This window comes from Arcanobacterium wilhelmae, assembly GCF_029632765.1.
Taxonomy (GTDB): domain Bacteria; phylum Actinomycetota; class Actinomycetes; order Actinomycetales; family Actinomycetaceae; genus Arcanobacterium; species Arcanobacterium wilhelmae.
Window position 1 is genome coordinate 321,304 of sequence record NZ_CP121247.1, and the last position, 20,923, is coordinate 342,226.

The window sequence follows — 20,923 nt, forward strand, 5'->3', positions numbered from 1 at the left end:
TATGTCAGTCTGGACCACAGTCCGCAAAATGACCAGAGCCGTCTCGAATCGTGGATGCATAAATTCCCAATTTGATGAATAGTCCTAGTATCCCTCTCATCGCTTCAAAACCGGAGCGGGTCCGCAACACTTCCAAAAGGACAAACATGGCAAAGAAACTCCAGCTTGCAGCGCTCGCCGTCGCCAGCGCAACCGTCCTCGCCGCGTGCGCAACCACCTCGGCCCCGCAAGGAGGCGGCGCTTCGGCGTCGGGAAACACGATCACCGTGGGCACAACCGACAAGATCACGTCGCTTGACCCGGCCGGCATGTACGACAACGGTTCGTTCCAGGCGCTCGTGCAGGTCTACCCGTTCCTCGTGGACGTGAAGCCTGGCGCCACGGAGCCCACTCCGGTGCCGAATATTGTGACGTCGGCGGAGTTTACCTCGCCCAACGAGTACACGGTGAAGCTCAAGGACGGCCTGACGTTCGCCAACGGCCACAAGCTCACCTCCTCGGACGTGAAGTTCTCCTTCGATCGCGACGTGAAGATCGCGGACGAGAACGGCCCGTCCTCGCTACTCGCGAACCTCGAGTCGGTGTCCGCTCCGGACGATTCGACGGTAGTTTTTAAGCTCAAGCAGCCCAACGATCAGACCTTCCCACAGATCCTCGGCTCGCCTGCGGGGCTGATCGTGGACGAAGAAGTGTTCCCGGCAGACAAGATCCTCCCCGACGCGGACATCGTCAAGGCGAAGCCGTTCGCCGGACAGTACGAGATCGCCTCATATAACCCGGGCGAACTCATGTCGCTCACCCCGTTCGCTGGCTATAAGGGCGAGATCGGCAAGGTAGAGAACGGCTCGGTGACGGTCAAGTACTACGCCGACGCCAACAACCTGCGCCTCGACACCGAAAACGGCGCCGTGGACGTGGCCTGGCGCCAGCTCACTGCCACCGACGTGCAGTCGATGGCGAAGAACGACAAGCTCAAGGTGGTCAACGGCCCGGGCGGCGAGATCCGCTACATGGTGTTCAACTTCGACACGATGCCGTTCGGTGCGAAGGCCGACGGTGCGGACCCGAAGAAGGCGCAGGCCGTGCGCGCCGCCGTCGCGCATCTCGTGGACCGCGCCGCGATCGCCAAGGACGTCTACAAGGACACCTACACCCCGCTGTACTCCTACGTTCCGGACGGGCTCGCAACCGCAACCCCAACTCTCAAGGACGCCTACGGCGACGGCTCGGGCAAGCCAGACGCCGAGAAGGCGAAGAAGGTGCTCGCCGACGCCGGTGTGCAGGTTCCCGTTGCGCTCAACTTGCAGTACAACCCGGATCACTACGGCAAGAACTCGGGCGACGAGTACGCGGCCGTGAAGAGCCAGCTGGAGGCCTCGGGCCTGTTTACAGTGAACCTGCAGTCCACCGAGTGGGTGCAGTACTCGAAGGACCGCACGAACGACGTCTACCCGGTCTACCAGCTCGGCTGGTTCCCGGACATCTCGGATCCGGACAACTACCTCGCCCCGTTCTTCGGCAAGGACAACTTCGTGGCTAACCACTACGAGAACCCCACCGTGCAGGATCTCGTGGCGAAGGAAGTGGCCACGCCGGATAAGGCGGCCCGCGAGAAGATGCTCGTGGACATCCAAAAGCAGGTGACCGCGGATCTGCCTACCCTCCCGCTGCTCCAGGGCAGCCAGATTGCTGTGACCGGCAAGGACGTTTCCGGAGTGGTTCTGGACGGAAGCTTCAAGCTTCGATACGCCTCGATTAAGAAGTAGGTAATTTCGTGTCAGATATGACGACGAGCGCGGGCGCCGACACTGCAACAGTGTCGGCGCCCGGCGCGCTTGAAAGCAAGAAAAAGAAGGACAAACGCTCGGGCGGATCATTCGGGCGGTATGCGCTCACGCGCTTCCTGCTGATTTTCCCCACGATCTTCATCCTGGTGACCGTGGTGTTCTTCCTGATGCGCTCCACGGGCGATCCGATCACGGCTGCGCTCGGCGGGCGTCTCCCTGCTGATCAGCTGGCGCAGCGCGTGCATAGCGCCGGCTACGACCGCCCGCTCGTGGTGCAGTACCTGGATTACTTGGGTGGCGTATTCACCGGCGACTTCGGGACCACCTTTACCGACAACCGGCCGGTGACCGAGGTGCTGGGAACGTACGGTTTGGCGACGGCGGAGCTCGTGTTCTACTCGCTGATCGTTGCACTGTTGCTCGGCGTGCCGCTGGGCATGGCTGCAGCCCGTTTCCGCGACCGCTGGCCGGATGCGGTGTTGCGTATTTTTGCGATCCTGTCTTACGCCACCCCGGTGTTCTTCGTGGGCCTCATGCTCAAGCTGGTGTTCTCGGTGCAAGCCGGGTTGCTGCCGGCGTCGGGCCGCGCCTCGAATGCGGGGGAGCTGACGATGGCCTCGATCCAGAACCCCACCGGCTTGTACCTGTTGGACGCGATTCGCCTGGGTAACGCGGGGCTGATCGTGGACGTGCTCACCCACGCAATCCTTCCTGCGATCGCACTCGGCCTGCTCACCGGTGGCGTGTTCTTGCGGCTCGTTCGCACGAACCTGATCGGCACGCTCGAGGCTCCCTACATCGAGTCGGCGCGCTCGCGCGGCGTGAGCGAAACCCGCCTCGCCACCTCGCACGCGTTGCGCCCCGCGCTGATCCCCGTGATCACCGTGATGGGCATGCAGATCGCGATGTCGCTCGGCGGCGCCGTGCTCACCGAAACCACGTTCGAGTGGAAGGGCCTGGGCTTCAAGCTCGCCGAATACATGACCGCCCGTGATTATGTGGCCGTCCAAGGCATCGTGATGCTCATGGCCGTGATCGTGGCGCTCGTGAACTTCATCGTGGATATCATCGCAGCCCTGATCGACCCGAGAGTGAGGTACTGACATGAGCGCAACTGAAACTCGCACCGTAACTCGCGGCTCCGGCGTCGGCAGGCGCAACTGGGCCGACCGGCTACCGCTCGTGAAGGATGTGCGCCGCTCGTACGGGATCCAGCGCGGAATGCTGGTCACGGGCCTAGTGCTGACTGGGCTGCTGCTACTCGTGGCGCTGCTCGCGCCCGTGCTCGCGCCATACTCGTGGGCACAGCAAGGCGACGACGCCGGGGCGTTCGGCCCGCAACAGGCGCCGTCGGCGCGCAACTGGCTCGGCACCACGGTTTCCGGGTTCGACGTACTCTCCCGCGTGATCTGGGGATCGCAGACGGCGGTGGCCGTGATCATTTTGGCAGTGCTGTTCTCCTCCGTGATCGGCGTGCTCCTTGGCCTGGTCTCTGGATATGTGGGCGGCTGGCTTGACCGCATCCTCGTGGTGATCGCCGACGCCGTGTACGCATTCCCGTCGCTGCTGCTCGCGATCGTTCTCTCGATCGTGATTTCGGGCGGGCAGTCGAGCGCGTTCGGCGGAATCGTGGCCGCAGCCGGCTCAATCACCGTGGTGTTCATCCCGCAATACTTCCGCGTGATCCGCGCCGAAGCAGTGCGACTGAAGGCCGAACCGTTCGTGGAAAGCGCGAAAGTTTTGGGTGTGTCGACCACGCGGATCATGTTCCGGCACGTTCTGCGCAACTCCACGCGCACCCTGCCGCTGATCATTACGCTCAACTGCTCGGAGGCGATCTTGACGTTGGCGGGCCTGGGATTCGTGGGTTTCGGCATCGAGCAAACCGCGGCTGCCGAATGGGGCTACGACCTGAACCGCGCCCTGTCCGACGTCACCTCCGGCATCTGGTGGACGAGCGTTTTCCCAGGTGTTGCGATCGTTTTGGCGGTTTTGGGGATCACGCTGGTTGGCGAATCCCTCAACGACCTCGCCGACCCGCGCCTCCGCACCCGCAAGGGCGTACGCCGCGGCAGCACGAACGTTGCGGCTGCATCGGCGGGTTCAGCTGGCTCACTCGCCGACGCCGACGGCGCAACTCGCGCTTCGGCGTCGGGTGACGCAACCGGCCAGCCGGCGTCGGGACTCGAGAAGGAAGGGGGTGCGCGATGAGCAACCCATGGGAAAAGCCGGAAGCCTACACAGGCGAGCTGTACACGCGCGAAGCGTTCGAGGCCGAGCTCCAGGGCGACAACCGGCTGACGATCAAAGATCTGGCAGTCACGTTCGCAACCGACGGCGGCGACGTTGAGGCCGTGCGCGGGGTGTCGCTGTTCCTCGAACCGGGGGAGATCCTCGCACTCGTGGGCGAATCGGGATCGGGAAAGTCCGTGACCTCGCGCGCGATCCTCTCGCTCCTGCCCGAAAGCGCCCGCGCCACCGGCGCGATCCTCATCGAGGGCGAAAACGTGATCGGGCTACGCGGAGCCGAGCTGCGAAAACTTCGCGGCGAGAAAGCCGCGATGGTGTTCCAGGAGCCGAGCGCGTCGCTCAACCCCGTGTTCCCGATCTGGTGGCAGATCGGGGAAGGCCTGCGCGCGCACAACCCGAAAATCACGAAGAAAGAGATCAAGGCGCGCGCCGTCGAAGCCCTGAAAACCGTGGGCATTCCCGACGCCGAAGCGCGAATCGCGTACTATCCTCACGAATTCTCCGGCGGGCAAAAACAGCGCATCATGATCGCGATGGCGCTCGCGATGGGGGCGAAGCTGATCATCGCCGACGAGCCGACCACCGCGCTCGACGTGACCGTGCAGGCCGAGATCCTCGACCTGTTGCGCTCGATCCGCGACCGCTACAACACGTCAATCCTGCTCATCACACACAACATGGGTGTGGTGGCGGATCTGGCCGATTCGGTGGCTGTGATGTACCAGGGCGAGATCGTGGAGCGCGCGCCAGCGAAGGAGCTGTTCTACCGGCCCCAGCGTGAGTACACGAAGAAACTGTTGGCTAGCGTGCCGCACCTCGGGCGCGAGTCCGCTTCGGCGGGGTTGAGCTCGGCGGCTATTGCCGAGATCGATTCGCGTGAAGTAGTTGTTGCGGCTTCGGGCATGGAGGTGACGTACCCCGGGCGCTTGGGCGCGCCGGCGTTCCGTGCCGTGCGCGGTGTGGATTTCGAGATCCACGCGGGCGAAGTGTTCGGGCTCGTGGGCGAATCTGGCTCGGGCAAGACCACAATCGGGCGGTCCATGGCCGGGCTCGAGAAGGTCACCGGCGGTTCGCTGCGCGTACTCGGCCACGAGATGAATGGCTACCGCGAGCGGGATTTTAAGCCAGTGCGCAAGGATATTGGGTTCGTGTTCCAAGATCCGTCCACGTCGTTCAACCCGCAGCTCACGATCGGTGAGGCCATTGGCGAGCCGATGGCCGTGCATCGGCGGGAAATGAGTGCGGCTGAGCGGCGGGCACGCGTGGCGGAGCTGTTGGAAGCCGTGCGGCTACCGGCGTCGTTCGCGGATCGGTTCCCGCACGAGCTCTCCGGCGGGCAAAGGCAGCGCGTCTCGTTCGCGCGGGCGCTCGCGCTCGAGCCGAAGCTCGTGATCGCAGACGAGCCGACGTCGGCGCTGGACGTGTCCGTGCAGGCCACCGTGCTCGAGCTGTTCAAGGAGCTGCAGCGCGAATACGGGTTCGCGTGCCTGTTCATCACGCACGATCTTGCCGTGGTGGATATTGTGGCGCACCGGATTGGTGTGCTGTCCAAGGGGGAGATGGTTGAAAGTGGTGTGGGCGCTCAGATCCTGAGTAATCCGCAGCACCCATACACTCAGCGCCTGATTGCCTCGCTGCCGGTGCCCGACCCGCAGGAGCAGGCCCGCCGCCGTCAAGCCCTCGCGCAGAGCCGCTGAACGCGCGACGAACAATGGCGGTTGCCGCGAAAGGTTTCGCGGCAACCGCCATTGTTTGATGAATAAAAGTGGCGCCTAGATCCACGAGGGGAGCCACATGTGGGCCTGCCAGAACCAGTGCGGCACCGGCATTCCCACCCACAGCGGTAGCCAGAACAGTGAGAACGCCACAATCACGGCCGCCACGATCCCAATGAAGAACTTCGACGCACGGTTCGGGAACCCCGTGCCGTACATGATCTTTGGCGCCTGGGCGGCAGGCTCGGCGTCTGGCGTGCCGGAACCCTCAGGAACGCCCGACGCCGGTGTGCGACCGGCGTCGTCGGTTTCGCTAGTGACACGACCGGCGTCGTCGGCGCCGAAACGGAGCCCGAGGCGCTTCAAGACGCCGGCAAACCTGCCCGTGCCCGCAGAAGCTGGCAGGCGTGCGGGGAGCATGTCCGTCATCCAGGCCAGCCCGTACACCAGTGCAAGTACCACGAACGGCACAAACGCCACCGCGTAGAACTGGAAAATCGTGCGGTTCGTGTAGTTCAACCACGGCGCCCACAGCGCCAGATATCCCGCCAGAATCGCCCACGCGCGCCAATCCCGGCGGATAAACGCCATCGCAACCACCACGAATAGCGCCGCTAGCGCAGCCCACCACATCACCGGATTCCCGATCGACGTGATCGCGCCAACACAATCCCCGCCCCAGCACGCATCCTTTGGCATCGCATCCGTGCCCTTCCAGTAGAAGCTCACCGGCCTCCACTGCACGAGCCACTCCCATGCCTGCGACTGATACGTGTGCGGCGAGGAAAGCCCCGTGTGGAATGTGTACGACTCAATATGCCAATGCAGCCACGAGTTCACCACGTCCGGCGCCCAGCTCAGCGGCATCGCCACCTGCTCGCTCGCCGGGAGCGTCGCATTCTGTGCGATCTGGTTCGTGGCCCACTGGCGATCCCAACCATTCGGGTTCACGAACCACGGAATGAACGCCACAATATACGTGACCAGCGCCGGCGGGACCAGTTGCACAAACGCCGGCAGCCCCTCGCGGAACGTGCCAGCGCCAATCCACAAGCGCGCACCCACAGCCTTCCGAGCCGCCAGACCCCACGCGAAAATCGCCAGACCAAACACAGCGATCGCGTACAGGCCCGACCACTTCACCGAGGTTGTCAGCCCCAAGAACACTGCGGCAACCAAGATCCAGGGGCGATAGAACACACCCGGCCCCCACGGATCCGCGGGGGCTAGCCCAGTGAAATCCGTGCCAAACTGAGCAGTTGGCTCGTTCGGATCGCTGTGCTTTGCCGCTTCTGGCTCCAGCTCCACGCCGTTCTCACTGATCGGCGTTTCTTCAGAACGCGCCCGCGACACCATCAACTCCGCCAAGGATCGCCTCGGCGCCTCGCCACCCAGATCGCCGAGAACCTCGGCGTTTCGGGCAGAACTCTCAGCCCCGGCATCGGCATCCGACGTCGCCGGCTCCTCTGCCTCGGGCGTAACCCGCCGCAGCTTCCCATGCGCCACGCGGTGAGCGAGCCGCGCGCGCGACCACTCGCGATCCTTGAGCACCGCCCAGAAACCCGCCAACACAAACAGGGCCAGCATGTTATCGAGCAGCCCCGTGCGCGACATCGTGAGCGCCAGGCCATCCAGCGCCAAAAACACGCCCGCGATCCCTGCCAGCGGGATCGAACGGAACAGCTTCAGCGCGATCCGCACCGTCAGCATCACCATCAAAACCCCGCACACTGCCGTCGTGAAACGCCAGCCATAGCCCGTAGAATCGCCTGCGATCCGCATTCCCTCGCAGATGAGCCACTTGCCGAACGGCGGATGCACCCAACGATCCGGGTTGTCCTTCAAAATATCGCCAAACGGCGTGCCATTCTGCACCGCAGAAATGAAGCGCTCATTCAGATCCTTCGCATCCGACCAATCGCGCTCATACCCCCAGTGCAGCATGGAATAGCCGCCCTTGACGTAATACGTCTCGTCGAAAATCAGCTCGTTGGGATGATCCAGGCGCACAAACCGCACGATCGCTGCGAGCAGGCCGACCACCGCCGTCAGGATCCAGCCATACAGGCGCACCTGGGCGTCCAAGATCGCGCCACGCGGATCGAGCCCGAGCCGCGCGCGCAATACATTCTCAAACCGATTCGCCTCCGCCTCAGGCAGAGTGAACTTGCGCGTTGTGTTTTCTTGTTTCGTGGTCACGAATAAAAGTGTACCGGGCGGGTACGACAAAAAACGCGGTGCAGGCGGTGTGCAGAACTCAATCAGTTGGGCGGGGCCGGTGTGCAGAACTCAATCAGTGGGGCGGGGCTGGTGTGCAGAACTCAATCAGTGGGGCGGGGCTGGTGTGCAGAACTCAATCAGTTGAGCTAGGCGTTGCTGATATAGCAACGCCTAGCTGGATTGATAGAGTTGCGCACCGGCTCGCCGGCATGCTGGCGGCCCGCCCGGTAAACTGGGCCCATGGTAGAGATGAGCGAGGAAGAATTCGAAGAACTCGTGGCGGACGCGCTGGACGAAATCCCCGAAGCGTTCCTCGAGCGCCTGTACAACGTTGTCTTCCTGGTAGAAGATGAGCCCGACGGCGACGAAGAGGACCTCCTCGGCGTCTACGACGGCTTCGCTCAAACCGACGGCGATTTCGAATTCGCCGAACCCAACCGCATCATTATCTTCCGCGGGCCAACGCTACGCATGTGCGATAGTCCGCAGGAGGTAGCCGAGGAAGTGCGGGTGACGGTGTTCCACGAGGTCGCGCACCACTTCGGCATCGAAGACGACGAACTCCACGAGCTCGGCTGGGCGTGAGGCATCGCGCGTCCGACGTCGGAGCGCAAGGCACGTCCTGCGCACGCCTGCGCAGGTAAATGGGCTCGGGTCCGGCGTCGGCTGGCTACCGGGCACCCAGTACAAGCCTGGGAGTCGGCGTCGCGCGCGTGCCGGGACGTCCGCGTAGAATCAGCCCCATGATCGTACTTGCCGCAACACCGCTCGGAAACGATGCCGACGCCTCCCCGCGCCTGCGGGCCGAACTCGAAGGCGCCAGCCTCATCGCTGCCGAAGACACGCGCCGCCTGCGCGCCCTCGCCGCCCGGCTCGGCCTGAACATCACGGCACCAGTGATCGCCTACCACGACCATAACGAAGCCGAAAAAGCGCCCGGCCTGATTGAGGAAGCGAAGGCAGGCGCGCGAATCGTGATGGTCTCCGACGCGGGCATGCCTTCCGTTTCCGACCCGGGTTACCGGCTTGTGTCGCTGGCCGCCGACGCCGGTGTCCCAGTGACCGTCGTGCCTGGGCCTTCTGCTGTGCTGACGGCACTTGCGATTTCGGGGCTTGCGTCGGATCGCTTCACGTTCGAAGGGTTTTTGCCGCGCAAACCTGGGCAGCTCGCCGAGGCGTTGGAAGCTCTCGCGGATGAGCCACGGACGATGGTGTTCTTTGAATCACCACGTCGGTTGGCGGCGTCGCTGGCGGCCGCCCAGAGTGCCTTCGGCTCAGATCGGCGCGCGGCCGTGTGTCGCGAACTGACGAAAACTCACGAGGAAGTGATCCGTGGAACGCTCGCTGAGCTCAACGAGTGGGCGAAAGGCGAGATCCTGGGAGAGATTGCGCTGGTCGTGGAGGGTGCGCCGGCGGCGGAGTTCTCGGCCGCCGCGGTGGACGAGGTGCTCGAACTGACTCGCCTCGGCCTGCGCATGAAAGAAGCCGCCGGGCACGTGGCCGCGCGCGAAGGCTTACGTAAAAAGGAGCTCTACGAAGCGGCGCTCGCGCGCAAATAGCTACCGAAGATCGGAGAAATCGAAGTCATCGTCGTCGGCCTCGCCGGAGAAGTCAATGTATTCATCGATACCGAGATCGTCCAGGTCGAAATCGTCCAGGTCGTAGCCGCTGAGATCTTCAGCATCCGCCCCCAGCGCAATATTCGACAGTTCCTCATCCTCGCCATCCGACGTGAGCTCGGTATCGTCGTCGTCCTCGTAGCGATCTTCGTCGAAGGCGTCGTATCCGATCGCGCTGCCGCGCATCTCGGAGGGGTCGTAATCCGCAGCGCCCCACTCGTCGCCCTCGAGATCGTCCGGAACGCCGTCGCCGTTCAAATCGTCGTCGTCCGCATCGTACTCGTCGCGACCGAACGGCGCGTCCAGCCGCCCGCCAACGAACGCGCTAGCACCAGCTGCGGCGGCAACCCCGCTACGAATCGCGCTACCGCCGAAGCCGTCGTCCTCATATTCGTCCGACCACGGCAACTCTGACTCGTCCTCCTCGTAGAACCCGAACGCCTCGCCAGATTTCACCTGTTCAACGCCGGCCTCATCCATCACAGCGCGGGCCTGTGCGCCGAGCTCGGCACTCACCGGCACAGTCAGGTCCGAGAAAACGCGCGTCGGCCAGCCCAAACGCAACGAATCCAGCGCGGTTTCCTTCACACAGTGTGATTCGGCAATGCCAACCACGTCCACAGCCTGGATATCCGCCCCGCGCAGGATCTGCTCCAGCGACGTACCTTCTTTATCCAGGCCTTCGAACCCGGAGTAAGCTGCCTTGTATTCGCCTTTCTTTACCGACACGTCGATCGGTAGCGACGCGATCGCCTCGTGCAACTCCGCTTCCGCTGTGCCAGCCACGCCGTGCGGCGGCCAGGTATCGACGAAATCGGGGTTGTCGGAGAAGTGCTCGCCGGGATCTACATGCCAGTCTTGCGTGGTAACGATCAGCTCGTACTCGTCCGCATGTTCGGTCACAAAGTCCGCGATCCGCTCGGCAACCGCGTTACCGCCGTCGACTCCGAGCGCCCCGCCTTCCGTGAATGTCGGCTGAACGTCGACAATCACTAGCGCGCGAGTGGGGTTTTCCATGGCGACCTGCCTTTCTGCTGGGTGTGGGCGGCGGCGTCGGCGCCCGGTTGTCTGCCTCCAGTTTAGGCCGGCAAGCGCTCCGAGCGCACCCCTCGGTTGTGTGCGTGCAGTACTCAATCAGTTGCGTGAGGGGTTGCGTATAGAGCAACGCCTGGCCCGATTGATGGAGTTGTGCACGGGCTCCCGACGCGGGGGCGCAACCTGTGCGGACGCCGGGGCTGGCTTGCGTGCAGTGCTCAATCAGTTGCGTGAGGGGTTGCGTATAGAGCAACGCCTGGCCCGATTGACGGAGTTGCGCACGGGCTCCCGACGCCGGTGCGCGGGTTGTGCCCGCCTGCCGCCGAAAGTCGCGCTTCGTGCGCGCGGGTTCTAAACTTGAGGCATGTCAAAAATCCTTTCTGCAGTTGCATGGCCCTACGCCAACGGCCCGCGTCATATCGGACACGTGGCTGGTTTTGGCGTCCCTTCGGACGTTTTTTCGCGCTACATGCGAATGCGCGGGCACGATGTGCTGATGGTCTCGGGCACGGACGAGCACGGCACCCCAATCCTCGTGGCTGCGGATAAAGAAGGCGTCACGCCGCAGGAGCTGGCGGATAAGAACAACCGGATCATCGTTGAGGATCTGGTGAATCTGGGCCTGTCCTACGATCTGTTCACGCGCACTACCACCGCCAATCACGAGCAGGTGGTCCAGGATCTGTTCCGTGGCTGCCGCGATAACGGCTACATGGTGGTGCAGGAAACCCCGGTCGCGATCGATCCGCAAACCGGCAACACGCTCCCGGATCGGTACATTGAGGGAACCTGCCCGATCTGTGGCGCAGCCGGTGCACGTGGCGACCAGTGTGATACGTGCGGCAACCAGCTCGATCCGCAGGATCTGATCAACCCGATTTCGAAGGTTTCTGGCCTTCCGCCGGAGTTCAAGACCACGGAGCACTACTTCCTCGATCTTCCGCAGCTTGCTGGCGCGCTGGGTGAGTGGCTGGATTCTGTAGAGGAAGAGGGTAAGTGGCGTCCGAACGTGATTTCGTTCTCGAAGCACCTGCTCGAGGATGTGCGTCCGCGCGCAATGAGCCGTGATATTTCGTGGGGTATTCCGGTTCCGGGCTGGGAAGACAAGCCCAACAAGCGCCTGTACGTGTGGTTCGACGCCGTCGTCGGGTACCTTTCTGCGTCGATCGAGTGGGCCCGACGTCGGGCCGCAGCTGGCGAGGGAAGCCCGGAGGATTGGAGCGAGTGGTGGACGAACCCGGAAGCGTTGTCCTACTACTTCATGGGGAAGGACAATATTGTGTTCCATTCCCAGATTTGGCCGGCGGAGCTTCTTGCCTACAACGGTGAGGGTGCGAAGGGCGGCGAGCCGGGTGCGTTTGGGCGCCTGAACCTGCCCACCCAGGTGGTGGCTTCGGAGTTCCTGACGATGGAGGGCAAGAAGTTCTCCTCGTCGAAGAACGTGGTGATTTACGTGCGCGATCTGCTGTCGCGCTACCAGGCGGATGCGCTGCGCTACTTCATTTCGATCGCCGGCCCGGAAACCTCCGATTCGGACTTCACCTGGAGTGAGTTCGTGCGCCGTAACAATTCGGAGCTCGTGGCAGGCTGGGGCAACCTGGTGAACCGTACGGGCGCGATGATTGCGAAGAAGTTCGGCGAGATCCCGGCGGCGGGCGAGCGCGAAGAGATTGACAACGAGCTCTTGGCCAATATTCGCGCCGGTTTCGACACGGTGGGTGATCTGATTGGTTCACACCAGCAGCGCGGCGCGCTCGCGGAGTTGATGCGTCTGGTGGGCGAGGCAAACGCCTACGTGGCACGCACCGAGCCGTTCAAGCTGAAGGCGCCGGAAGAGCAGCCGCGCCTGGCAACCGTGCTGAACACGCTGATCCAGGCGGTGTCGGATCTGAACACGATGATGAGCGTATTCCTGCCGCATTCGTCGAACGTGATCGACAAGATCCTCGGCGGCGATGGCACGATCGCGCCGATGCCGCAGCTAGTGGAAACCGAGGATCTCGATAATGGCCACCCGTTCCCGATTATTACTGGCGATTATTCGAACGTTCGCCCGTGGGAGCCGCGCGAGGTTGTGCCAGGCACGCCGATCGCGAAGCCCACGCCGGCGTTCCAGAAGCTGGATGAATCGGTGGTGGGCGAGGAGCTCGCCCGCCTGGGCCTCGTTGAGGAGTAAAACTTTGGGCAATTCGGCCTCGAAGAAGCGCCGGCGGAGCCTCCTTCCGGAGGTTCCGCCGGCGCTTGCGCATTCCATCGTGGACAATCACACTCATATTGAGATCGACGGCCCGGGGCGCAGCCTGGATCCCGCCGATCAGCGCGTGAGTGAGGATCCGCCGGGTTGGCGTTATCCGCCCACGCTCGGTAACCAACTCGTGGCGATGGAGAGCGCGGGGATTCGTGCGGCGATCACTTCGGGTTGCGAGGTCCCGGCGCTCGATCCCACGCTCGCTCTCGCTCAGCAACAACCGAACATTTGGGCGGCGCTCGCGATCCACCCAAACGAGGCGGCGATGCACGCGGGCGTGCGCGAGATTGCTCCGGATGGTCTCGAGCCGAACCCTGAGCCGCATCACGAACAGTTTTCGCTCGACGAAGCGATCGCGCAGGTCGCGCAGCTGGCGAAGGCTCCCGAGGTCGTTGCCGTCGGCGAGACGGGCCTGGATTATTTCCGCACCGGCGACGCCGGTAAGGAGGCCCAGATCCGCTCCTTCCGCGAGCATATCGCGCTCGCGAAGGAGCTCGGCAAGCCGATGCAGATTCACGATCGTGATGCCCACGCCGACGTCGTTGCCACTCTCCTTGCCGACGGCGCGCCTGAGGGTACCGTTTTCCACTGTTTTTCCGGCGACGCCGAGCTGGCGCAGATTCTCGCGGAAAACGGCTGGTATGCGTCGTTTGCAGGTACCGTTACGTATCCGGCGAACGAGTTTCTGCGCGAGGCGCTAGCCGTGCTGCCGCCCGAGCTCGTACTCGTCGAAACCGACGCTCCGTATCTGACGCCTGTCCCGTATCGTGGGCACCCGAACGCCATTTGGGGGAGTGCATACACAGCCCGTGCGCTCGCCGAGTATCGCGGCGTGAGCGAGGCGGAGTGGTGTGCGCAGCTGGACGCGAACACGCGCCGCGTCTACGGCATCTGATTGCTCTTAAGCCCCGGTTTTCTGCAGAAAACCGGGGCTTTCTCTGCGTGAGTTGCGTATCGGGTGGTGGTGAGCGAACGAAACTCGGCCACCGGCGTCGGGCGCCGCTGCGGCGTCGTCGGAAACGGGCGAAACCCGCGCCACTAGTGGGATATCTCCTAAACCACTTGCGTAAGGTCACGATTTGGTTACAATCGGTAACTAGTAAATAACGCACACGTTATAGGAGTGACCTGTGGCAAACGAAAACTCGGTTGAGAGCATCTTCGGCGATCATGCGCTTGATGCGCCGATCCGTCCCGGCTCTCGCAGGGCCCGCCGCGCCGCTGAGCGCGCCGCCGCCCGGCACGCCCAGGAAGCAGAAGCGCAAGCTAGCGCTCTGCTTGGCGAGGATGTGCCGACGTCGGAGGCTGAACTAGCGCCCGTCGCGGACGTTGCACCGGCGGAAGAACCCCTGCAGGCCGAAGAGCCAACGGAAGCTGAAACGGACGCCGTCGAGAGCGAGGAGCTCGCAGAAGCTACCGACGTCGCCGAAGCTACCGACGTCGCCGAAGCTACTGATGCTCCGACGTCGGAGGTTTCCGTTGAAGCCGAGCCTGCTCAAGCGGCGCCCGCCGCCGTTTCTGCAGACACCGCCGAGATCCCGGCCGTCGTATCGATCGAACAGGTCGAAGCGGCCGAGGCAGAGCTTGAGGATGTGGAGCCCGCCCGTCGCTTCGTCCTATGGCGCCGCGCAACCGCTGCCGGTATCGTGCTGGCTTCGGTGGGAACGGTGTCGTCATTCATGCTGTCGAACGTGGATCCGAGCGCGCAGGCGCAGGCCGCCGCGAAGGGTGATCGTGCGGTGCTCGTGCATGCCACGCCGGAAGCTTCTCCGAGCGAGGCAACCGTCGCGTTCACTGTCCACATTGGCGGTAAGGATGTTCCGGTGCGCGCTCTCCCGGGCCAAACCTATGGTGAGGCGCTCGCCGCCGCCAAGGTTGCGGTGGACGGTGACGATGAGGTCTCGGTTGGCCTTGGAGCGCAGGTCAAGGATGGCGAGAAGGTTACCGTGGTGAAGGTGGATGTGCGCACCGAGAGCGCCGCGTTTACCGAGAAGTTCTCGACCACGGAGAAGAAGAGCGCCGATCTACCCAAGGGTGAGAAGAAGACTGAAACCGAGGGTAAGGATGGCAAGGGCGCCCGCACGCTGCAGGTCGTGTACCGCGATGGCAAGAAGGCCAGCGAGTCGGTGCTGTTTGAGTCGGTTGCTCAGAAGAAGGTCGACGAAGTCGTTGTAATTGGCACTGGTGAGGCGGAGAAGGCCGCAGCCCAGCAGGGTGGGGCCGCAGATTTCGCCCCGGCGTCTGGCCCGGCACCGGATCCGGGTAGTGCTCGCGGGATCGCGAAGGCAATGCTCGCCCAGTTCGGCTGGGGCCCAGAGCAGTTCCCGTACCTTGATTACCTGTGGCAGCGTGAATCGAATTGGCAGTACAACGCCGATAACCCCACATCGAGCGCGTACGGTATCCCACAGGCGTTGCCTGGTTCGAAGATGGCCTCGGCGGGCGCGGATTGGCGCACCAACCCGGCCACCCAGATCAAGTGGGGCCTGGGCTACATTAAGGGCCGCTACGGTAGTCCGCAGAACGCGGCCGCGCACTCGCGCGCAACCGGCTGGTACTGATCCAGGCTTCCGGCCGGCGGCCCGCGCAAAGCGAGCCCCGGCGTCGGCGGTGCTGAAAATGTGTGGTGTGGTGGGAGAGCGATCGCTCTCCCACCACACCACACATTTGGCAAAGTCACTCGTAAATTCGGCTCCTGTGGTCGACCTCAATCACCAAAATTAACAGTTTGTCCTCATAGATATCGCAGATAATCCGGTAGTCGCCAACGCGGTATCGCCAGAGCCCAGCGAGATTCCCGGTGAGGGATTTTCGTCGTCGAGTTCGGCAAGAGAAACGGCGCTTCGTTCGCCGGCACGCGCAGCCATTGCCTTCGCTGCGATGTGTTGCTCCCACTCGAGCTGATCGACAATTCGTTCCATTGCCTCACGAAGCACGTCGCCACGGGAGCGGCGAGAACTTTCAGCAATCGCTTCAACCCGTTTTTGTAGAGATTCTGGTAGGCGTACGGAGACCGGCCGCCCTAAAGTTTCGGTAGCCATGTGCACATTGTTTACATTGTGTACGGCTGGGTAAAGACTCTGGTTTCACCGCGTCGATTCGGCGAGTTGGCCGGTATACTGCCAATTATGCAGTTACTTGGTCCGGTTCAGATCCGCGAGCTCGCCGAGCGCCTCGGCGTTTCCCCCACGAAAGTTTTGGGGCAGAACTTTGTGCACGATTCGGGTTCGGTGCGCAAGATCGCTCGCGACGCCGCAGTGACGGCGTCCAGCCGCGTGCTCGAGGTCGGCCCCGGGCTGGGTTCGCTCACGCTCGCGTTGCTAGAAACGGGCGCGCAAGTTTCCGCAGTGGAGATCGATCCGCCGCTCGCGGCTGCCCTCCCGACGACGGTCGCCGAGTTTGCCCCGGAAGCGCGCGAAAACTTTGCTGTGGTGTTGCGTGATGCGATGACGATCGCTGGGCCGCAGTCGCTGGCCGTGCCGCCGGCGTCGTCGGAAGCGGGAGTGTTTGAGCCGACGCATCTGGTGGCGAACCTACCGTACAACGTGGCTGTTCCGATTCTGCTCACCGCGCTCGAGGCGCTGCCGAGCCTGGAATCGGTCACAGTGATGGTGCAGCTCGAGGTGGCGGACCGCCTGGCAGCCAAGCCCGGGTCACGCGTGTATGGCGTGCCGAGCGTGAAGGCCGCCTGGTATGCGGATGTGAGCCGTGGTGCGAAGATCTCGCGCAACGTGTTTTGGCCGGTGCCGAACGTGGATTCAGCGCTCGTGCACATGGAGCGGCGAGCGGAGCCGGAGGGTGCACGACGTGAGGACGTGTTCGAAGTGATCGACGCGGCTTTTGCACAGCGCCGGAAAACTTTGCGCGCTGCGCTCGGGGCTTGGGCGGGGAGTCCGGCCGCTGCCGAGGAGATTCTTGTGCGCGCTGGGATCGATCCGAAGCAGCGCGGCGAGAAGCTCGAAATCGGCGATTTCGTGAAGATCGTTGCTGCCCGCGGGATCTAGTCGGCACACGATCGTTGGCGCGCGGGGCGAGTAGTCGGCGCACGAGGTAGGTAACGAGCGTCGGCGTGGTCGGCGCACTGCCGTGAGCCAGGCACCGGCGTCGGGCGGGGTGCCGGCGTCGTGCCCGCAACCAGGCGTTTGGGAAAATTCCCAGATTGCGAAACTAAGGTGAACAAACACATCATTTCGCCGTAGAATATGTGCCATGCGCTACGTTTCAGTTACTGTCCCGGCAAAGATCAACTTGGCTTTGCGCGTGGGTGGCGTGCGCGACAATGGCTACCACGCACTCGATACGATCTATGAAGCAGTGGACGTACGCGATGTGGTGGAGGCCTGGGCGGCGGATGAACTTTCGCTGGAAATGAGCGGGCTCGGCGCGGATCTTCCCACAGATGAAACGAACCTTGCGATGAAGGCTGCGCTGTTGATGAAGCGCGAATTCGGCGCGAAAAAGGGAGATCCGGCGTGCGGGCTGGGCGCGCGCATGAAGGTCACGAAGAAGATTCCGCTGGCTGGTGGCATGGCCGGCGGCAGCGCAGATGCCGCCGGCGCGCTGGTTGCGCTCAATGCTTTGTGGGAGATTGGCGCCCCGCTGTCCCAGTTGGAAAAGCTCGCGGCGGAACTTGGTTCGGATGTGCCGTTCGCAGTGCGTGGCTTTGTGGCTCACGGGACGGGGCGCGGTGAGAAGATTTCGCCGGTGCGTGCGGGAACGAAGCACACGTGGGTGATCCTCTCGCAGAACGAAGGCCTACCCACCCCCGCGGTTTTCCGCCATTTCGATGTGCTCAACCCTGATGCCGCAGATCCTGCCTCCACGGAGGAACTGCGCCGCGCGCTCAACTCGTCACAGCCGCAGGATTTTGCTCGCCTGCTGATCAACGATCTGGAGGCCCCGGCTCGCGCCCTGCGCCCAGATGTCGCGGCGCTCCTGGACGATCTCAAGCACGCTGGTTACGCAGTGCTCCTTTCCGGTTCTGGCCCCACAGTTTTGATTTTGTCGGATATGGATGCGGCGCCGGAGCTCGCTGAGGGCCTGCGCCACGATTTCCCGAACTACACGATTACGGTGGCGCGCGGCCCGGTCCGCGGCGCTCACGTGACTCACGCGGAGTAAAATTTTGGCTCATATTCTCGGTTTCGAGGGCGTTAGTGTGTCCCTCGGCTCGCGCCCGATCCTGGGCGATTTGAACGTGTCTTTTGGCGACGGCGCCCGCATCGGTATTGTTGGCCCGAACGGCGGCGGCAAGTCCACGCTCCTGAAACTGATGACGCATGCCCTCGAGCCCGACGTCGGGCAGGTCACGATGGTGTCCGGCACGCGTTTCGCTGTGCTCACGCAGGCGGATTCGCTTGATCCGCTCGCTGAGGTTGCGCAGGCGATCCACGGTGATTCGGAGCGTTTCGAGTGGGCGTCGGACGCGGCGATGCGCGCCCTCCACGACGGCCTCATCCCGGATATTCCGCTCGATAAGCGCGTGGGTGAGCTTTCGGGCGGCCAGCGCCGCCGCGTTGCGCTTGCCGCAACGCTCGCCGCGCCCTCCGACGTCGTCGTCCTCGACGAGCCCACCAACCACCTGGACATCGAGGGCATCACGTACCTCGCGCGCTACCTCAACGAGCGGTTCGGCCGCGGCGAGGGCGCGCTCGTGGTGGTCACGCACGACCGCTGGTTCCTCGACGCCGTCTGTGACCGCTTGTGGGAAGTGGTGCCCGGCAACGACGGCGCAGGTGGGCGTGATCCGCAGCCCGGCCACGTTGAAGAATACGAGGGTGGCTACGCGGCGTACGTGTTGCAACGCGCCGAGCGTGCACGGCTTGCGCAGGCGGCCGCTGAAAAGCGCGCGAATTTGTTGCGCAAGGAGCTTGCATGGTTGCGCCGTGGCGCCCCGGCGCGCACCTCGAAGCCGCGTTTCCGTATCGAGGCGGCGAACGAGCTGATCGCGAACGAGCCACCTCCGCGCGACACGATCGAGCTCGCGAAGATGACCACTTCACGCCTGGGCAAGCAGGTTGTGGATCTGGAGGACGTGTGGTTTTCCTACGACGCCGGTGCGCGAGAAGCGATCGAAGCGGGCGAGCAGCCGGCGCAGGTAAGCGCGGAGTTCACGCTTCAGGATGTGACGTTGCGTCTGGCTCCGGGCGAACGTATCGGCATTCTTGGCGGGAACGGCGCAGGTAAATCCTCGTTGCTGGGCCTGCTTAACGGCACGTTTGAGCCGACGGCTGGGCGGATCAAGCGTGGAAAAACCGTTGTGCTGGCAACGCTTTCGCAGGAGACGCGCGAACTCGACGAAATCGGTGAGCGCCGCGTGGTTGAGGCTGTGCATGACATTGCCTCGCATGTCATGGTGGGAAAGAAGGAGCTCACGGCAGCGCAACTCGTGGAAATGATGGGTTTCACGCGTGAGCGCGCGTGGACGAAGGTCAGCGAGCTTTCGGGCGGTGAGCGCCGGCGTTTGCAGCTGATGCGTCTGATGATTGGCGAGCCGAACGTTCTTCTCCTCGACGAGCCCACGAACGATCTCGATACTGATACCCTCGCCGCGGTGGAGGACCTGCTCGATTCGTGGCCGGGCACCCTCGTGGTGGTCTCGCACGATCGATACTTCCTCGAGCGCACCACCGACCATCAGGTGGCCGTGATGCACCACCGCGTGCGTGATCTGCCTGGGGGAGTGGACCAGTACCTCGAGTTGCGTGAGGCGGAGATCGCCGACGCCGGTGCGCAAGGCGCGGGATCGGCGTCGGGAAGCACTGGCTCGGGTGAGGTGTCGGAGCCAACCGCGAAGAAAACCTCCGATCCTGCCAAGGAACGCGCCGCGAAGAAAACGATGGCGCGGCTTGAACGTCAGATGGGCAAGCTGACCGAGAAGATCGAAAAGCTCGGCGTGACACTCGGCGATGTGAGCGCGAGCGTTGCCGAAACCGGCGCCTACGATCAGCTCGCGGAGCTTGGCCGAGAGATCGCAGAACTGAAAGATGAACACGAGGCGCTCGAGCTGGAATGGCTCGAGGCCGCGGAAGAAGTCGAACGCTGGGGCTGAACGCTCGAGGTTTACGCCGGAATTTCCTTCCGGTTGCGAGCTGGAGCCGGCGTGCCAAATTGCGCCCCGGCGTCGCTCACCATGAATTGAATTTCTTTTCCGACCGCTTCGGCATAGTCGCGAAGGAAATCGAGCCGCGGATAGGTGACGAAATTTTCGAAGCGTGAGATCGTTGCCTGATCCACCTCGAGTTCCGCAGCCATGTCGATTTGGGTGATCTTCATGTCCTTGCGAGCCTTGACGAGCTCTGCCACAAGATCTCGTGCCCGATTGTTCTGTGCACGTAGGCGTGCAATTTTTGCGCGCCGATTCTTTGACAACTCCACAAACATGCACCTCCTGCATATGTAGAATAAGCATATTGAAACACCTATCGCTGGGTCAAGATCGCTTGTGGATGAGCGACTCCCAATGAGGGAGCCGTGTGCATGCGGCGTGTTCCATAAACGTATTTTGGAGTTCGTCCAACCCTGCGATTGAGTGTTCCTTGACGTGGAAAAGAAGCATGACAACACCGTCAAAATTTTCTTCTCGAGGCTCGTGCATATAGATTCTCCCTTTCACACGTCGTCCGTTAGTTTGGCGCGGTTTCGGAAGTCGGAGTTCGTAGAGCCCTTTTTGAGATTTGACCGCAACGACGTCACGAGGAACCGACTCAGCATAGACCAAGCTGCCATCTGAGGCACGATCGACGGCGGTGCCGATCTCTGCGTAAAGACGGTCGTTCTCGCGTTCAGAGAGGGAAAGTATTTCGGCAGCTGATTCCAAGTCGGTCAAAAGCCATGAATCGTCGGGAAGATCATCGCCGTGAAAGAGGATATGGCGTTCGGAGATTCCCGGAAGGTCGATCGGATTGCTTCCGGTGAGATTTCTATTCGTACAACGCAGGCTTTCCATATCTCCCAACATTTCTCTATTTGTCGTATGTTCCAGAGCGTCTGGTTTCTATTTTGGTGAGTGTGAGCTGGACATGTCAGCCGCCAATATAGCGTTGTGGA

General features: G+C 62.9%; 15 protein-coding genes and 3 pseudogenes. 12 read left to right on the plus strand and 6 right to left on the minus strand.

Annotated elements, in window-relative coordinates; all coding sequences use genetic code 11:
* Positions 1-146: 146 nt before the first annotated feature.
* The 4 genes from P8A24_RS01415 to P8A24_RS01430 are packed head-to-tail and all read left to right on the plus strand — an operon-like array spanning position 147 to position 5,734.
* Positions 147-1,766 carry an ABC transporter substrate-binding protein gene (locus P8A24_RS01415; RefSeq protein ID WP_278058998.1) on the plus strand — a complete coding sequence of 540 codons (1,620 nt, stop codon included), beginning with the start codon at positions 147-149 and terminating at the stop codon, positions 1,764-1,766.
* A gap of 17 nt (positions 1,767-1,783) precedes the next feature.
* Entirely contained in the window at positions 1,784-2,890 is a 1,107-nt protein-coding gene (locus P8A24_RS01420; RefSeq protein WP_278060148.1) for an ABC transporter permease, read from the plus strand.
* Position 2,891: 1 nt separating this feature from the next.
* Positions 2,892-3,998, plus strand: a complete 1,107-nt coding sequence (locus P8A24_RS01425) for an ABC transporter permease (RefSeq protein ID WP_278059000.1) — start codon at positions 2,892-2,894, stop codon at positions 3,996-3,998.
* Positions 3,995-5,734 (plus strand): ABC transporter ATP-binding protein, encoded by a 1,740-nt coding sequence (locus P8A24_RS01430; RefSeq protein WP_278059002.1) that lies wholly within the window; start codon positions 3,995-3,997, stop codon positions 5,732-5,734. Before P8A24_RS01425 ends, P8A24_RS01430 begins: the two co-directional genes overlap by 4 nt.
* 75 nt (positions 5,735-5,809) lie before the next feature.
* On the opposite strand, the gene P8A24_RS01435 is transcribed toward P8A24_RS01430, so the two are convergent.
* Positions 5,810-7,951, minus strand: coding sequence for a dolichyl-phosphate-mannose--protein mannosyltransferase (locus tag P8A24_RS01435; RefSeq protein WP_278059004.1), 2,142 nt, complete (start codon positions 7,949-7,951; stop codon positions 5,810-5,812).
* 261 nt (positions 7,952-8,212) lie between these two features.
* Here P8A24_RS01435 and P8A24_RS01440 point away from each other — a divergent pair, with 261 nt between their 5' ends.
* Together P8A24_RS01440 and rsmI are read left to right on the plus strand one after the other, a co-directional pair.
* Positions 8,213-8,557 carry a metallopeptidase family protein gene (locus P8A24_RS01440; protein WP_278059006.1) on the plus strand — a complete coding sequence of 115 codons (345 nt, stop codon included), beginning with the start codon at positions 8,213-8,215 and terminating at the stop codon, positions 8,555-8,557.
* Between the two features lie 158 nt (positions 8,558-8,715).
* Positions 8,716-9,531, plus strand: a complete 816-nt coding sequence (gene rsmI, locus P8A24_RS01445) for a 16S rRNA (cytidine(1402)-2'-O)-methyltransferase (protein ID WP_278059008.1) — start codon at positions 8,716-8,718, stop codon at positions 9,529-9,531.
* Positions 9,532-10,026: 495 nt separating this feature from the next.
* Here rsmI and P8A24_RS08875 read toward each other — a convergent pair.
* A pseudogene (locus tag P8A24_RS08875) lies at positions 10,027-10,608 on the minus strand (isochorismatase family protein); the annotation flags it as partial.
* Positions 10,609-10,990: 382 nt separating this feature from the next.
* Between P8A24_RS08875 and metG the strand changes: the two are divergent.
* The 3 genes from metG to P8A24_RS01465 all read left to right on the plus strand — a co-directional run bounded on the left by metG (position 10,991) and on the right by P8A24_RS01465 (position 15,435).
* Complete coding sequence (metG, locus tag P8A24_RS01455) at positions 10,991-12,802, plus strand: methionine--tRNA ligase (protein WP_278059013.1); 1,812 nt, start codon at positions 10,991-10,993, stop codon at positions 12,800-12,802.
* A 4-nt stretch (positions 12,803-12,806) separates the two neighbouring features.
* Entirely contained in the window at positions 12,807-13,769 is a 963-nt protein-coding gene (locus P8A24_RS01460) for a TatD family hydrolase (RefSeq protein WP_278059015.1), read from the plus strand.
* Between the two features lie 235 nt (positions 13,770-14,004).
* The gene (locus P8A24_RS01465) at positions 14,005-15,435 is read left to right on the plus strand and encodes an aggregation-promoting factor C-terminal-like domain-containing protein (RefSeq protein WP_278059017.1); all 1,431 of its coding nucleotides are present in this window, start codon (positions 14,005-14,007) and stop codon (positions 15,433-15,435) included.
* Positions 15,436-15,550: 115 nt separating this feature from the next.
* Here P8A24_RS01465 and P8A24_RS01470 read toward each other — a convergent pair.
* Both P8A24_RS01470 and P8A24_RS01475 read right to left on the minus strand, forming a co-directional pair.
* Positions 15,551-15,691: pseudogene (locus tag P8A24_RS01470) on the minus strand (type II toxin-antitoxin system RelE family toxin); the annotation flags it as partial.
* Positions 15,692-15,801: 110 nt separating this feature from the next.
* Positions 15,802-15,915: pseudogene (locus P8A24_RS01475) on the minus strand (ribbon-helix-helix protein, CopG family); the annotation flags it as partial.
* Positions 15,916-16,002: 87 nt separating this feature from the next.
* Between P8A24_RS01475 and rsmA the strand changes: the two are divergent.
* From rsmA to P8A24_RS01490, 3 genes are all read left to right on the plus strand, one after another.
* Positions 16,003-16,878, plus strand: a complete 876-nt coding sequence (gene rsmA / locus P8A24_RS01480) for a 16S rRNA (adenine(1518)-N(6)/adenine(1519)-N(6))-dimethyltransferase RsmA (protein ID WP_278059019.1) — start codon at positions 16,003-16,005, stop codon at positions 16,876-16,878.
* Positions 16,879-17,083: 205 nt separating this feature from the next.
* Positions 17,084-17,995, plus strand: a complete 912-nt coding sequence (locus tag P8A24_RS01485; protein WP_278059021.1) for a 4-(cytidine 5'-diphospho)-2-C-methyl-D-erythritol kinase — start codon at positions 17,084-17,086, stop codon at positions 17,993-17,995.
* A gap of 4 nt (positions 17,996-17,999) precedes the next feature.
* On the plus strand, positions 18,000-19,925 hold the full coding sequence (locus P8A24_RS01490; RefSeq protein ID WP_278059023.1) for an ABC-F family ATP-binding cassette domain-containing protein: 1,926 nt from the start codon (positions 18,000-18,002) through the stop codon (positions 19,923-19,925).
* Positions 19,926-19,936: 11 nt separating this feature from the next.
* On the opposite strand, the gene P8A24_RS01495 is transcribed toward P8A24_RS01490, so the two are convergent.
* Positions 19,937-20,257 carry a helix-turn-helix domain-containing protein gene (locus tag P8A24_RS01495; protein WP_278059025.1) on the minus strand — a complete coding sequence of 107 codons (321 nt, stop codon included), beginning with the start codon at positions 20,255-20,257 and terminating at the stop codon, positions 19,937-19,939.
* Between the two features lie 49 nt (positions 20,258-20,306).
* Entirely contained in the window at positions 20,307-20,834 is a 528-nt protein-coding gene (locus P8A24_RS01500; protein ID WP_278059027.1) for a hypothetical protein, read from the minus strand.
* Positions 20,835-20,923: the final 89 nt, after the last annotated feature.

Coding starts and splice junctions, on each gene's coding strand:
- P8A24_RS01415 (WP_278058998.1), top strand. CDS start 147: ATGGCAAAGAAACTCCAGCTTGCAGCGCTCGCCGTCGCCAGCGCAACC.
- P8A24_RS01420 (WP_278060148.1), top strand. CDS start 1,784: ATGACGACGAGCGCGGGCGCCGACACTGCAACAGTGTCGGCGCCCGGC.
- P8A24_RS01425 (WP_278059000.1), top strand. CDS start 2,892: ATGAGCGCAACTGAAACTCGCACCGTAACTCGCGGCTCCGGCGTCGGC.
- P8A24_RS01430 (WP_278059002.1), top strand. CDS start 3,995: ATGAGCAACCCATGGGAAAAGCCGGAAGCCTACACAGGCGAGCTGTAC.
- P8A24_RS01440 (WP_278059006.1), top strand. CDS start 8,213: ATGGTAGAGATGAGCGAGGAAGAATTCGAAGAACTCGTGGCGGACGCG.
- rsmI (WP_278059008.1), top strand. CDS start 8,716: ATGATCGTACTTGCCGCAACACCGCTCGGAAACGATGCCGACGCCTCC.
- metG (WP_278059013.1), top strand. CDS start 10,991: ATGTCAAAAATCCTTTCTGCAGTTGCATGGCCCTACGCCAACGGCCCG.
- rsmA (WP_278059019.1), top strand. CDS start 16,003: ATGCAGTTACTTGGTCCGGTTCAGATCCGCGAGCTCGCCGAGCGCCTC.
- P8A24_RS01485 (WP_278059021.1), top strand. CDS start 17,084: ATGCGCTACGTTTCAGTTACTGTCCCGGCAAAGATCAACTTGGCTTTG.
- P8A24_RS01495 (WP_278059025.1), bottom strand. CDS start 20,257: ATGTTTGTGGAGTTGTCAAAGAATCGGCGCGCAAAAATTGCACGCCTA.
- P8A24_RS01500 (WP_278059027.1), bottom strand. CDS start 20,834: ATGTTGGGAGATATGGAAAGCCTGCGTTGTACGAATAGAAATCTCACC.